Source organism: Puia sp., assembly GCF_035546395.1.
Taxonomy (GTDB): Bacteria; Bacteroidota; Bacteroidia; order Chitinophagales; family Chitinophagaceae; genus Puia.
Genome location: NZ_DASZXR010000014.1, coordinates 726,967 through 741,056 on the forward strand (window position 1 = coordinate 726,967; position 14,090 = coordinate 741,056).

Below are 14,090 nucleotides of genomic sequence, written 5' to 3' on the forward strand. Positions count from 1 at the left end.
AGTTATAGGGTTACAGTCGCGGGGGACACCACGCCGGCCGCCGCCCGCCAGCGGGTGACCATCACCAGGCAGGCAATGGTGATCACCGTGCAGCCGATATAGGTGAATGCCTCTGCATAGGTGATCGCATTCGATTTGAAAAGGAATCCGAAGAGCATGCCGCCGAGGTTGCCGCCGGCGCCGACTACCCCGCTGACGAGGCCGACATTCTCTTCATTGATAAATGGAACGATGCCGTAAACGGCTCCATTGGCCATCTTCAGGAAAAGGGCGAAGGACAACATGAAAACGATCGCGATCACAAACGTCGGCGCATGTGCGAATGCAACGAGGCCAAGCCCTTCCAACAGCAGGACGATCGCCAGCAGGGTGCCCTTGCCGCGCATCCCCCAACGGGTACCTGCCTTGTCGGAGAAAATGCCGCCAAGGGCCCGTGCGAAGATGTTCATAAAACCGAAGAGGCCCGCCCAGAAGCCTGCGCTATGCTGCGAAAGATGAAAGTTATCGACGAAATGGAGCGAAGCGACATTGTCGAAGGTGATCTCCATGCCGAAACACATCGCATAAGCCAGGGTAAGGGTAAGAACCCGCCAGTCGGCCAGAACCGACCAGTCGGTCTTGCGGCGGGCAGCGCCGGTACGGCCGGTCTCGGAGTAATTGCCCGTCGGCGTGTCCTTCGTGTATCGATAATAGAGAAAAGCGACGACCCACATCATGACGGCGGGAACGATCATCGCATATCGCCAGGCCTGGTGCCCGGTATACCCGAATCCGACGATTGCCGAGAAGATCAGCGGCATCACCATGTTGGTGACCCCACCGCCCAAATTACCCCAGCCACCGGTCATGGCGTTAGCCGTCCCTTTTATCTTCGGCGCGAACATCATCGAGGTATGGAACTGCGTCACGACAAAGCTGCCTCCTATAACACCGATGGCCAGCCGGAATAACAGGAAGGTGGTGTAATCCTTTGCCAGTCCCACCAGCAGCACCGGCGCCGACCCGATCAGCAGCAGTCGGATGGCTGTCTTGCGGGGACCGAGCACGTCGCAGAGCTTGCCGATCAGCAGCCGGGCGACGATGGTCGAAGAGACGGACGCAATGATGGTATTGCCGACCTGGGCCTTTGTCAACCCCAGGTCTGCACGAATGGTCGGCATCAGCGGCGCCAGGCCAAACCAGCCGAAGAAGCAGACAAAGAACATGAGCCAGGTGATGTGAAACGTGCGCATCTGGACCGTATCGAGGGAGAAAAGCCGTATCTTGTCCAATGGTTTGTTGATGGTTTGCATATCGGCAGGTATTATTTGGTCAAAAAATCAGGTTTGATATTGAGCTGGAGATAAGCCCAGGAGGCGTTGAGCCGGGCATTGTCAGGAGTTATGCCCTTGGCATACTCCATGGAATGCGTCGCCCGGAGCGCACAGACGCCGAGCTCGAGGTTGGTGATCTTATTCAGGCCATAGCTTGCGGTGGCGTCGACCTCGCTGCCGAGATAGCGCGAGACCTCCTTGCCTTTTACATCCTTTTGACCGGCGGCCAGTCCGAAATAATGATAACAGAGCTCTACCGAGAGACGGTTGTTGCGGGAGACGTATTTTGCCTTTGCGAAAGGATTGTTCAAACCGCCGGTAGCGGAACCCGTGCCGGCGTAGAAATAATCCATATAGCCCCAGAATTTGTGAGGCGTACCGTAGAGGGGGTCGAAGCGATGGTTGGTGGTCGATGTGGAAAAGGCGTTGTTCCCCGAGAGATAGTCCCAGCCGATGGTTCCGGCGACCAGGTGCGGCGAGTAGGTTAGCGCAAAGGTGGTCGTATAGGCGGCCAGGGTCAGCCCGTCCCTGTCCCGGCCGAACTGGTACCAGGCGCCGGCCTGCAGTTTCCAGGCTTTGCGGCTGTCAAGGGTGGTGTTCAATTGCAGTCCGCCCGTAGCGCGGGTGTTGACCCCCGCCTGGTTGAAGTGGCGGCCATAGATCTCCCCTGTGTCCGATCCCGCGATATTCTTCGCCGAATCGAGCTTATAGCGGCTAAACTCGTCGACAAAGAGCAGGGCCGCCAGCCGGGTTGAGTTGAATTGTTTGGCGGCGTACAGGAACTGCATGGATTTGTAGTCCTGGTTGGCGCCATTGGTGGAGGGTGCGGCGACAAGCGAAGGACTGCCGTTCCTTGCGCTCGTTCCCGTTGCGTTTACAAGCGGAATATACCCGGTGGGTACCGGCGCCAGATTGCCCCTGCTGTCCTTTATATAGGCCGGCACATTGGCCGGCGTATAGGAGGTGCCGTTATAGTTGAAAGCGTCGGTATTCTGGTTGAAGGCCGCACCGAGGTCCACCTGCCAGCCTTTGTCGAGCAGCTTGAGGACAACCGCGTCATGGCGGCGGGCCTGCTGCAGCCAGTCGAGATTGCCCAGCAACCGCTGATCGTCATAGACCAGCTCCTGCCGGCCGACGCGGATGCCGAAGTATTCGACGGGACTGCGACCGAGGCTGCTGTCGTGTTTGTTGGCCAGCACCAGCTCGCCCCAGGCCTCGTGAACACTCAGCCTTGCGCCGTCGGCATTGTTGATCGTCGAGGCGTCGGCGCCCCAGACCCGCACATCCTGTACCGACGCCTGGAAGATGATCCGCGAGGAACGGTAATTAAAATTGAGCCGTGCGCGCTGTGAAGTGAGAAAGGCGGGCTGACTGCCCAGGGTCTCGAGCGTGCCGTAGCCGTTGCGCAGTTCGGTTCGGACACGCAGCTGTCCCGTCAGCGAGAGCTGGGCTTTCACACCCAGGAAAAGAAAGGAAGACAGCCCGATCGTCATTCCGGTGATGATTTTGTACATGAGGAGTCGTTTTGGTTACAAAGATTTTGAGCCGTTATAGACGGCCCAGGCAGCAACCGGAAGACCCAGAAAAATGGATGGCAATCGAAGACAAGAAGAGGGTCGGTAAATATTACGATTATTTACATCTAATACAAACCGATATGTGGAATAGAAATTTTAGATTCAAATATTACTTACGTAATAAAAATAATGAATTATGACCAAATATTCGATAATATCCGCTCGAAATATTATATAAATATTTTAATAATACGAACGATTCTAATCGAATTGGCTACGGGAAACTCCTTATTTTGCGCTTTATGAAGAAAAAGACCTCCTCCTGCGATCTGAAAAGCTGTTTTCTCTGCCAGCGGTGTCTCCCCGAATGGATCCCGGCCGCGGAGGTGCACCGGAAGAACTTCACGTATAAAAAGGGCGAGATGATATTCCAGGAAGGGGATGTCGTCAAGGGCATCTTCTTCGTATATAGTGGCGCCGTCAAGGTCCACAAGAAGTGGGGTTCGGAGAAAGAACTGATCATCCGTTTCGCCCGGGCCGGCAGCCTCTTCGGACATCGCGGACTGGGCAAAGACCACCATTATCCTATCTCCGCAACGGCGCTCGAGCCGCTGGAGGTGTGTTATTTCGACCTGGAATTCTTCCAGGCGAGTCTCAAGGTAAACCCCGGTCTTAACCAGGGACTGCTGCAGTTCTTCGCCGACGAGTTGCAGGCAGGGGAACGTAAGATGCGGGACATCGCGCACATGCAGGTGAAAGGGCGGGTGGCCCAGGCCCTGCTCCAGCTTCGGGAAGATTTCGGCCTGACCCCGGATGGAGCGATCGGGCTGACGCTAAGCCGCCAGGATCTCGCCTCGCTGGTTGGCGCCACCTATGAAACTGTCTTTCGGATCATCAACGAGCTCGCACAGGAAGGACTCATCCGTCTCGAAGGCAAACAGATCGCCATCGCCGACGCCGCCGGGCTCATCGATTATACAAAAGAATAACAGGCCACCATTGCACCCTCGGCCAGGTCGTCCTCGTTTGCGGGATGAAGGGCCAGCGCGTTGGCCTGTCTGCCCAGCCGGATATCCCCCGACCCGTTCAGTGTGACGGGCGTCAGCCGCGCCGGAGATCCACTCACAAAGACGGGGAAGAACTCGTCCAGCGGAGACCGCTTCTTCCGCGGCGCCCCCATCGCCAGTCCAAGGGGCTCAGCGGGTGGAAGACCATAGCAGGCCCGCAGGAAGGGCGCGATCAGGAGGGTCATATTCACCAGGCAGGAGAAAGGATTTCCCGGGAGGGCGAAAATGATCTTCCCCTCTTTCGACACCCCGCACCACACCGGCTTCCCCGGTCGCATCGCTACTTTGTGAAACAGCCGTTCCGCCCCCATCGCTTCGAGCACGCCCGGCACATAATCGGCATCCCCGGCGGAGACACCCCCGCAGCAGATCAATATGTCTTTGTCGGCAAAAGCCTCGATCCTTTGCCGGATCAGGGCCGGGTCGTCCGGCGCGTGGTCCCAGGCCACGACGGGAGCGCCCGCGTTCTTCAACGCCGATTCGAGCAGCCAGCGGTTGCTGTTGCGGATCTGTACCGGGCTGACAGCATCGCCGGCCGGAACCACCTCATCGCCGGTGGTCAGCAGGCCGATCGACGGAAGGCGTTCTACCTTCAGGTTGATATGACCCAGCGTCGCCAGCAACCCCATTACCGGGGGCGTGCAGACACAGGCCCGGTCGATGACGACTTCGCCGGAGCGGAGGTCCTCCCCCTTGCGGGCGATGTTCTGAAAAGGCCGCCACGGGAACCGCGGATCGACCGGCGCGGGGAACGTGGCGGCGGGCAGGGCCTCTACCGGCAGTTCAGGCAGCTCGATGACGCCGTTCTTTTCTTCCGCATTTTCGCGGCGGATGACCGTGTCGGCGCTGCCCGGCACGGCCGCCCCGGTCATGATCTTATAACACTCCCCCTCGGCGATCGCCTGTTGCGGCACATAACCCGCCAGCAGGGTCTCGACGATAACGAACCGGCGCATTCCTTTTTCTACATCGCCGTACCGTATGGCAAAGCCATCCATGGAAGCCCGGTCAAAAGGCGGATAGTCTCGATCGGCGCGGACCGTCTCCGCGAGCACCCGGCCTGCAGCCTGCCCCAGCGGCACGGTCTCCGTGCCGAAACTTTTCGCCCGTTGCAGGACGAGCTCCTGCGCCTTGCGGAAATCGATCATAAACTTTAGTTTAAAAGGCCATGGGCATCAGTGGCCTCCTCCCTTCATCATTTTTCTGGCATGAAATACCGCCGGCAGGATCGCTTCGAGCGATTCCCGCGCCCCGTCGCTGCTCCCCGGCAGGGTAACGACCAGCGTGTGACCGATGGAGCCCGCCACACCCCGGCTCATCATCGCCATCGGGGTACGCTGCTGCCCATGGGCCCGCATCGCCTCGGCAATGCCGTCGGCATCGCGCTCGAGCATTTCTTTTATCGCAGAGACAGTATTGTCGCGGGGCCCCAGACCCGTTCCCCCGGTAGTGAATATGAATTGGATATCCTTGCTCACCCATTCCCTCACCTGCTGCTGGATGGCGCCTTTCTCGTCGGGCGCCACGACGTAATCCACGACACGCGCATTGACGGATTCCAGCATCTGCTGGATGATCCTGCCGCTCTTGTCCTCGCGGATTCCCGCAGCAGTGCTATCGGAGCACACGAGCACCGCACAGGTCGGCGCCGTGGCAAAGTACCGTTCCCGGTCACTTTTTCCGCCTTTCTTTTCCAACAACCTGACCCGCCCGATCTCCAGCTGCTTGTCCACCGGCTTGAGCATATCGTATATTTCCAATGCGGCAATGGATACACCGGCCAGGATCTCCATCTCGATCCCCGTACGGCCGATGGACCGCGCTTCGCCGGTGATGACGATCCCGCTGCGCCCCGCGTCGGCGGCGCCCAGCAGCTCCAGATGCAGGGAAGGATCAAGGAATTCGAATTCCATCTTCATCCCATCGATCGCAACAGGATGACAATGCGGCAACAACTGCGGGACCGCCTTGGCGCCCAGGAAACCCGCGGCCCGCGCCACATCGAAGAGATTGCCTTTGGGAAGGCGGTCCTCCCGTATCAGTTTGAGGGTCTCGGCGCTGCAAAAAACAACGCCGATCGCCTTCGCCGTCCTTAGGGTGACCGCCTTGTGTGTGATATCGCGCATACCGCAATTTACCACGGAATGGCGACATACACCCGGCCATTTTTTACCTTCACCGGATAAGTCCGGATACGGTAATCCTCGCCGCTGAGACACTCACCGCTGCGCAGGGAAAACGTTTTTTTGTGAAACGGACACGCCACCTTGGGCTCGCAGGCGGGGCCGGCGCTACCGGTCATCCCGCGGGAAAGGACCATCTGCTGCTTATGGGGGCAACGGTTCTCGGTGGCATACCATTCATCGCGCCGGGAGAAGTAAAAGATGGCGATCTGCTCGCCATCGATGAGGACACAGGCGCCGCCGTCGCCTGGCACGTCTTCCACCCGGCAGGCCGCCACCCATTTCATATTTATCGCGGTTGTTTCCATGTTGAGTTGATTTACCATTCCCGGGCCTTTGTCTGACCCCGCAGATTATCGAATTGCAGCTCCGGGTCCTTCTTCCGGGGTGCGTTGACAAAATGAGAAAAACGCTTCCGGAGCTCGGGGTTGTCCACCACCTCCTTCCACTCGCATTTATAACTGTCGACAAGGGACTGCATCTCCTCTTCCCACTGGGCGCCCATGCCGAGACTGTCGTTGACGACGACATTCTTCAGATAGCTCATGCCGCCTTCCATCTTGTTGAGCCAGGTAGCGGTGCGGGTGAGGGGATCGGCCGTCCGGATATAGAACATCAGGAAGCGGTCGAGGTATTTCACACAGGTGTCTTTGTCGATGTCCGTAGCCAGCAACTGGGCATGCTGGGGCCGCGAGCCTCCATTGCCGCAGACGAAGAGATTCCATCCCTTCTCCGTGGCGATGATGCCGAAATCCTTGCTCTGGGCCTCGGCGCATTCCCGGATGCAACCGCTGACGCCACCCTTTAGCTTGTGCGGCGCGCGGATGCCGCGGTATCGTTCTTCGATCTCGATGGCAAAGGAAACGGAGTCGTGTAATCCAAACCTGCACCATGTGCTGCCGACGCAGCTCTTGACGGTGCGCAGCGCCTTGCCGTAGGCATGGCCGCTCTCGAATCCCGCTTCGATCAGCTCCTCCCAGATTGCGGGAAGATCTCCCACGTGCGCGCCAAAAAGATCGATCCGCTGTCCGCCGGTGATCTTGGTGTACAGATTGTATTTCTTCGCCACCTTGCCCAGCACGATCAGCTTCTCCGGGGTGATCTCGCCGCCGGGGATCCGCGGCACGACCGAATAGCTGCCGCCCTTCTGGATATTGGCGAGATAACGGTCGTTGCTATCCTGGATGGTCGCCTGTTTGACGATGGTCTCGTTCCAGAGGCTCGCGAGAATGCTCGCAACCGCGGGCTTGCACACTTCACAGCCGTCTCCCTTCCCCCAATGCGCCAGCGCGTCGGCATAGGTGTGGACATCGTGGAGCTTGATCAGATCGAACAACTCCTGCCGGGAATGTTCGAAGTGTTCGCAGATCACGTTACGGACATAAAGGCCGCTCGCCTTCATCGTGCCGGCGATCAGGTCCTTGACCAGCGGGATACAGCCCCCGCATCCGGTGCCCGCGCGGGTACACTTCTTCATCGCGTCGATCGTGGTCGCGTCCTTGTCCGTCACCGCCGAGCAGATCGCCGCCTTGGTCACCGCCTCGCAGCTGCAGATCAGCGCCTCATCGGGGAGATTCATCACCCCGGCGCCCTCGGCGGCTCCGTCGCGGTTGCCGAGGATCAGCGCGGAAGGATCGGGCGGCAGCACCAGCCGGTTGTTGACGGTCTGAAGCAGTAGGTTATAGGCAGCGGCATCCCCGATGAGGATACCGCCGATGAGATATTTCCCGTCAGCGCTGACATTGACGCGTTTGTAAATTCCTTTGTGACGATCTTCGAACACGATGGTCCCGCAGTCCGGCTCCGCCGCAAACGGATCTCCAAAGCTGGCCACGTCGACGCCGATCAGCTTCAGCTTGGTGCTCATATCGAAACCGCCAAAGGTCTTGTTCCCACCCATCAGGTTGGTGGCTACAACATCCGCCATCTCATACCCCGGGGCAACGAGACCGTAGATGATTCCCTGCGCCAACGCGCATTCGCCGATGGCGAAAATACTTTTATCCGAGGTCTGCAGGCGTTCGTTCACGACGATCCCGCCGCGGGTTCCCACGGCAAGACCCGCCAGACGGGCCAGCTCATCACGAGGGCGAATACCCGCCGAGATCACGAGCATGTCGATCGGCAGCCTGCTTTCATCGGCGAACTGGAGGGCCTCCACCCTTCCATGCCCCTCGATGGACTGCGTCGTCTTATTAAGGTGCAGCTGCAAGCCGAGCTTCCTAAGGCTGCTCTCCAGGGCGTGGCTGCCGGAACTGTCGATCTGTCTCGGCATCAGCCGGGGCGCGAATTCGATGACATGCGGTTGGGAGATGCCCAGGTCAAGCAAGGCCTTCGCCGCCTCCAGGCCCAAAAGCCCGCCCCCCAGCACCGCCCCGCTCTTCGCCCGGGAGGCGTAGGCCTTGATCCGGTCGAGGTCCTCGATGGTCCGGTAGACAAAAACGCCTTCCATTTCAACCCCGGGAATATCGGGTACGAAAGGGGATGACCCGGTAGCCAGAACGAGATAGTCATATCGCTGGATCACACCCCGGTCGGAATGGACGAGCTTTTGCTGGCGGTCGATCTCGCGGATCTTATGCCCCAGGTGAAGCACAATCTCCTCCTCCTCGAACCAGCCGGTCATGGGCAGGGCGAGATCGGAGGCCGATTTCCCATTAAAATATTCGCTAAGATGAACCCGGTCGTAAGCGGGCCGGGGTTCTTCCCCAAAGACCACGATGCGGAATTGGCCCGAGACCCGTAACTTTTCACAAAACCGGTGTCCTACCATTCCATTCCCGATAACGACCACTACAGGAAGGTGCCCATTACTCATAATCAATCAATTTGATGGGTAAAATAGCAAGCAGTCGTTAAACATTAGTATTAATTATATATAATACTATACCACAAGTATAGCGAAATTTTTCCCTAATTTCATTAAATCAATCAAATTTTAATAAAAATAATATATGAACCCCGTTCCTCCCATCGACACTGAATTGATCCTCATCGGCGCCGGTCCCGGCGATCCGGAACTGTTGACGGTGAAGGCCTGGAAAGCCATCCAGCGGGCCGATGTCATCCTGTATGACCATTTGGCCAACGGGGCGCTGCTCGACCTGGCCCGTCCGGGCTGCGAATGCATCTGCGTGGGGAAGCGCCCCTACCGGGCCACCATTACCCAGGATGAGATCCACGAGCTGATCCGTCAGAAAGCCGCGAAAGGGGGTGTCCTCATCCGGCTGAAGGGCGGGGATCCCTTTATCTTCGGCCGCGGTTTCGAGGAGGTGCTGTTTGCCCGGGCCTTGGGGCTGCGGGTGTCCTATATCCCGGGCATCACGAGCATGCAGACCGCCGGGCTCTCGGATATCCCGCTGACCCACCGGGCCTTCAGCGAAAGCATCTGGGTGGTCACGGGGACGAAAAAGGATGGGACCCTGTCGGCCGATCTGCGGCTTGCCCTACGGAGCAAGGCGACAGTCGTGATCTATATGGGAATGAAAAAACTGGCCGAGATAGCCGGGTTGTACCGGCAGGAAGGAGTAGCGGCCATGCCCGCGGCCATTATCCAGAATGGGTCGCGGAGGGATCAACAGGTGGCGGTGGGAACGGCCGGGGAGCTGATGGAGATGGCCGCGGCTAATAAATTATCACACCCTGCCATCATTCTCATTGGGGAAGTAGTGGGACTCGGCGCGTCGGGGGAATTAAAAAGCCACAGGACAATCCCCCTCTATGGAGAATCGCCTGCGGCGATGACTGTTTAAAGCGTTTATGTCTGCGCTGGCGCGCAACCGCACTCCGTGCGGTTAGGCCCAGGACTTCGCATCCGCCAGGAACTTGGCCAGGCCGATATCGGTCAGCGGGTGCTTCAGCAGACCCATGATCGATTCCAGGGGGGAAGTGACCACATTGGCGCCGGCTTCCGCGCACTTCACGATATGCAAAGGGCTGCGGATGGAGGCGGCGAGGATCTCGGTCTCATAACCCTGGATCGAATAGATCTCGGCGATCTGCTCGATCAGTTCCAGCCCGTCCCAGTTGCTGTCGTCGATACGGCCGATGAACGGAGAGATATAGTTAGCGCCGGCCTTTGCCGCCAGGATGGCCTGACCTGCAGAGAAGCAGAGCGTACAGTTGGTCTTGATACCATTGTCGGAAAACCATTTCAGCGCCTTTACGCCTTCCTTGATCATCGGCACCTTCACTACGATATTCGGGTGAATGGCGTGCAGCTTCTTCCCTTCTTCGATCATCGATTTGAAATCCGTGGACACTACTTCCGCGCTGACATCCCCGTCTACCAGTTCCGCGATGGTCTTATAGTGATTGGTTACGGCCGCCTCACCCTTGATGCCCACCTTTGCCATCAGCGAAGGGTTCGTAGTAACGCCATCTAAAATGCCTAAGTCGTTTGCTTCCTTGATTTGAGCCAGATCGGCCGTGTCGATGAAGAATTTCATATATTATGAATTTTTTTGGAGGTATAAAGATACGCAATGTGGAGTGCGATAGGCGGGAAAATGTTGTCAGATTCATCTTTTCTGTGCGCTTCGCGCACGAACCGGGCCTCGCCGGTTCCGCAAATAAAAAATGGCAAAGTTACTTATATCGCACCGCTACGACCACCTACCGTTGCTGCCTTCCGGCCCTGGCGGGGTTCAGCGGGAGCTGGTCGTATAAGACTTTGCCGCTGCAAAGATAAGCAACAACAGATGAATTTGCCCAAAAAAAATTTATTTATTCAAACTGTTGAAACGGCTGATGCCGATCAATTCATCCGCGCGGGCGCCGAGAGCGCGGTAATAGACTAAGATCATATATTCATTTTCGGATTCGACATGATTGCCCTCGGTTTGTGCAAAGGAACCTTTCATCGTGGGGTCATTCCGGTCCACAGCGACATATGAGTAGCTATAGAATCCCTGCTTCATCCGGAAATTGCGTTCATAGATCCGCTTCTCGCCATTCCAGACCATTTTGGTGCTGTCGTTGAGGCCGCCGCCCGTGAACCGGCCCAGAAGATAGACGTCCTTGTTATCCAGCGGGATATTGCCGCCCGGCACAAAGATGAAATGCACCGTCGCATAATCGGTCTGGTACTGGGCGCTATAGGCCTCCTGGGTTTGGAGAATATAGCCCCCGTTATAATCCTTATAGAAATAGAATTCCTGCTGGCTGCGATCGACATCGGGTTTTAGAAAGATCTCCGTCGACGTCTTCCCATAATTAGCCGTCAGGACCCTGTCGCTCTGGAAACGAAAGCTCTGCAGATCGGCCCATCGCCATTCGGAGCCACCCTCGAAATTGAAATCGTCCGCCCCATTGTATTGCAGGTCGCTGTTGAAATAGACGCGGGGCTTCACGCCGCGGATGGCATTGTCCCAACGGTAGTTCTGCATCACGACGACGCGGATCTGGTCCAGGGGATTGGGCGGGTTCACCGCGGAGACGTTCAGGCGGAACTGGATGTTCTGATAGGTATGGGCCAGCTCGAAGTTTTGCGGGGTCAGGAGCTGGCTTTGGATCTTCACCTTGGCATCGGTGACCAGGAACCGGCGGGTAAAGGCCAGTTTGGACGTATCGCCGTCGAGATACACTTTCAGCAGATAGTTCCCTGAATGTATCGGCACGCAATTAGGATCGGGGATCGTGGCCGTATAATGGACATAATGGGTCAGCGCCACCGAAGAGATGCGATAGTTCTCTATCCGGATCTGGTTGAACCCTTTGATATAGTCGAACTCGGTGACCTCGGCGGGAGTCCAGTCCTCATTGCAGAGCACGATCGCATAATAATAATTCTTCACGCTCTCGTCGATATCGTCGAAATGCAGCTCCAGCTGATCGGGGCTGTTCAGACGGATGATGGGATAGCCCAGCTGGTTGCCGGCGGTGAAGAGTTGGGCCGCCCCGATGGTTGGGGAGAAGGTGAAATCGGGGGTTTGTGCATTCCCGCGGCCGCCGATGAAAAGGATGATCAACAGTGAAAAAAAGATGTTGCGGTTCATGGCTAAAAGATAGGTAAATTCGCGCACATATAAGATGAATGTACCTGCCTTCATAGCCCGACGCGTCGCCTTTAACCGGGAACGATCCTTCTCCCGCTTCATCATCCGGCTGGCGATCGCGGCAACGGTGATCAGCGTTGGAGCCATGTTGCTGACCCTGGCCTTCACCAACGGCTTCCAATATGCCATCAGCCAAAAAGTCTTCAATCTCTGGGGACATCTGCGGGTACAGCATTATTCGCCCAACCGCGGACTCATCTCCGAAGAGGCGCCTATCGAAAAGAACGATACGATCCTGCGTATCCTCCGGCAGGATGCCGATATCAAAACCATCCAGGCCTATGCCACCAAGTATGCCGTGGTTCGCAGCAGCGAGAGCATCGACTATGTACAGCTGAAAGGCGTGGAGAAGGATTATGATTTCGGCAACCTCCGCGATTTTCTCAAAGCCGGGCGCTGGCCCCGTTTCCCGGACAGCGGCTACAGCAATGAGATCGTCCTGTCGGAATACACCGCCAACCAGCTGAAGATAAAGGTCGGCGACAAGGTGGTCATCTATTTTGTGCGCAATGACGGCCCGCCCCGCATCCGGCCCATGATCGTTTCGGGTCTGTTCAAGACCGGCATCGAGGATTATGACAAGCTGATCGCCATCGGCGATCTCCGGCTGATCCAGCGCCTCAATAACTGGAACCCCGGTCAGATCGGCGGTTACGAGATCTTCACCCGCGATTACCGGCAGGCGGACCTCGTGAACAACCGCCTCTACGATCAGCTGCCAAAGGACTGGGGCAGCATCACCACCGAGGAATACTATCCCAACATCTTCGACTGGCTCAACCTTCAGAATACGACCATCATCATCGTGCTGATCATCATGATCATCGTTGCGACCCTGAACCTGGTCACCTGTCTGATCATCCTGGTGCTCGAACGGACCCGGATGATCGGTATCCTGAAAGCGCTGGGAACGCCCAATATCTCCATCCAGACGATCTTTCTTTACCAGGGCAGCATCATCACGCTCTTCGGCATCGTACTCGGCAATGTCTTCGGGCTGGGAGTTTGCTGGCTGCAGATCCGCTACGGATTCATTACCTTACCGGAAGAGGCTTATTTCATCTCCAAGGCCGTGGTGCGCCTCGAATGGTGGCATTTTGCACTGGTGGATGGCGGCACTTTCCTGATCTGCTTTTTGATCCTGATGATCCCGACCATTATCGTCCGCCGGATGCAGCCTGTGAGGGCGATCCAATTCCGGTAATTCATCGCCCTACCAGGTGGGAAAGAATGATCCCGGTGGCGACCGCCGCATTCAGCGATTCGGCATGGCCGATCCGCGGAATGGTCACCCGGTGGGTAGCAAGCGCCTGCAACTCGGGCCGGATGCCTTTCGATTCATTGCCGATCAAAATCCACCCACGGTCGATGCGGCCGATGCCATACAGCCCCTCCCCTTCCAGCATGGCCGCATAGACGGGTAGTCCCGAAGCGGAGATCAGCTCGCCGGGTTCGGCATAGCACACCGATACCCTGGCGATGCTCCCCATCGTGGACTGGATGGCCTTGGGATTGAAGACGTCGGCGCTGTCAGGGCTGCAAACGACGGTGGCGATGCCAAACCAGTCAGCCAGCCTTACCATAGTCCCCAGGTTACCCGGGTCCTGGATGCCGTCGAGCGCCAGCAGGACGCCCCTGTCGAAGACGGGTGGCGGGAAGACAGGTTTTCCGAAAACGGCCACCACCTGGTTGGGAGTCGTAAGTGCCGAGAGCCGTTCCAGCTCGGATTCGTTGATCCCGGTCAACGCTGAGCGCAGGGAAGCCGGTTGTTCGCCGATCCATCCCGGAAGGGCATAGACCGCCCGGGGCTGCAGATTGGACGCCTGCAAAAGCTCCGCGACCATCTTCGGGCCTTCCACGACAAACACCCCCTCGGCATCACGGAATTTTTTATGGGCTAAACTTTGAATATATTTGACCTGCGATTTTGTGATCGGCATTGCACTTCATTTAC

Annotated in this window: 12 protein-coding genes and 1 other RNA gene; 3 read left to right on the forward strand and 10 right to left on the reverse strand. The window is 57.4% G+C overall.

The features are described from left to right. Positions 1-2: 2 nt before the first annotated feature. Both VHE34_RS15755 and VHE34_RS15760 read right to left on the reverse strand, forming a co-directional pair. Positions 3-1,292, reverse strand: a complete 1,290-nt coding sequence (locus VHE34_RS15755) for an MFS transporter (RefSeq protein ID WP_325589624.1) — start codon at positions 1,290-1,292, stop codon at positions 3-5. An 11-nt stretch (positions 1,293-1,303) separates the two neighbouring features. After that, the gene (locus VHE34_RS15760; RefSeq protein WP_325589626.1) at positions 1,304-2,827 is read right to left on the reverse strand and encodes an alginate export family protein; all 1,524 of its coding nucleotides are present in this window, start codon (positions 2,825-2,827) and stop codon (positions 1,304-1,306) included. A gap of 305 nt (positions 2,828-3,132) precedes the next feature. Here VHE34_RS15760 and VHE34_RS15765 point away from each other — a divergent pair, with 305 nt between their 5' ends. Further along, complete coding sequence (locus tag VHE34_RS15765) at positions 3,133-3,819, forward strand: Crp/Fnr family transcriptional regulator (RefSeq protein WP_325589628.1); 687 nt, start codon at positions 3,133-3,135, stop codon at positions 3,817-3,819. Here the strand turns inward: VHE34_RS15765 and VHE34_RS15770 are convergent. Genes VHE34_RS15770 through nirB form a run of 4 tightly spaced genes read right to left on the reverse strand, consistent with a single transcriptional unit; the run spans position 3,804 to position 8,898 of the window. Further along, positions 3,804-5,045 (reverse strand): molybdopterin molybdotransferase MoeA, encoded by a 1,242-nt coding sequence (locus tag VHE34_RS15770; RefSeq protein WP_325589630.1) that lies wholly within the window; start codon positions 5,043-5,045, stop codon positions 3,804-3,806. The two genes, VHE34_RS15765 and VHE34_RS15770, sit on opposite strands and share 16 nt — an antisense overlap. Before the next feature lie 27 nt (positions 5,046-5,072). Then, positions 5,073-6,023 (reverse strand): bifunctional molybdenum cofactor biosynthesis protein MoaC/MoaB, encoded by a 951-nt coding sequence (moaCB, locus tag VHE34_RS15775; protein WP_325589632.1) that lies wholly within the window; start codon positions 6,021-6,023, stop codon positions 5,073-5,075. A gap of 8 nt (positions 6,024-6,031) precedes the next feature. Next, positions 6,032-6,388: a nitrite reductase small subunit NirD gene (gene nirD / locus VHE34_RS15780; protein WP_325589634.1), complete on the reverse strand. Its 357-nt coding sequence runs from the start codon at positions 6,386-6,388 to the stop codon at positions 6,032-6,034. A gap of 11 nt (positions 6,389-6,399) precedes the next feature. Next, entirely contained in the window at positions 6,400-8,898 is a 2,499-nt protein-coding gene (gene nirB / locus VHE34_RS15785; RefSeq protein WP_325589636.1) for a nitrite reductase large subunit NirB, read from the reverse strand. A 136-nt stretch (positions 8,899-9,034) separates the two neighbouring features. On the opposite strand from nirB, the gene cobA reads away from it, so the two are divergent. Continuing rightward, complete coding sequence (gene cobA / locus VHE34_RS15790; RefSeq protein WP_325589638.1) at positions 9,035-9,832, forward strand: uroporphyrinogen-III C-methyltransferase; 798 nt, start codon at positions 9,035-9,037, stop codon at positions 9,830-9,832. A gap of 42 nt (positions 9,833-9,874) precedes the next feature. On the opposite strand, the gene fsa is transcribed toward cobA, so the two are convergent. The 3 genes from fsa to VHE34_RS15805 all read right to left on the reverse strand — a co-directional run bounded on the left by fsa (position 9,875) and on the right by VHE34_RS15805 (position 12,076). Further along, a complete protein-coding gene (gene fsa, locus VHE34_RS15795) occupies positions 9,875-10,528 on the reverse strand; it encodes a fructose-6-phosphate aldolase (RefSeq protein WP_325589640.1) in 654 nt (217 codons plus the stop codon). Positions 10,529-10,658: 130 nt separating this feature from the next. Continuing rightward, positions 10,659-10,757, reverse strand: an RNA gene (gene ffs / locus VHE34_RS15800) — signal recognition particle sRNA small type. Positions 10,758-10,801: 44 nt separating this feature from the next. Next, positions 10,802-12,076: a DUF5103 domain-containing protein gene (locus tag VHE34_RS15805; RefSeq protein WP_325589642.1), complete on the reverse strand. Its 1,275-nt coding sequence runs from the start codon at positions 12,074-12,076 to the stop codon at positions 10,802-10,804. A 34-nt stretch (positions 12,077-12,110) separates the two neighbouring features. Between VHE34_RS15805 and VHE34_RS15810 the strand changes: the two genes are divergently transcribed. Continuing rightward, complete coding sequence (locus tag VHE34_RS15810) at positions 12,111-13,340, forward strand: ABC transporter permease (RefSeq protein ID WP_325589644.1); 1,230 nt, start codon at positions 12,111-12,113, stop codon at positions 13,338-13,340. Position 13,341: 1 nt separating this feature from the next. Here VHE34_RS15810 and VHE34_RS15815 read toward each other — a convergent pair whose 3' ends face one another. Next, positions 13,342-14,076: an RNA methyltransferase gene (locus VHE34_RS15815; RefSeq protein ID WP_325589646.1), complete on the reverse strand. Its 735-nt coding sequence runs from the start codon at positions 14,074-14,076 to the stop codon at positions 13,342-13,344. Between the last annotated feature and the right edge of the window lie 14 nt (positions 14,077-14,090).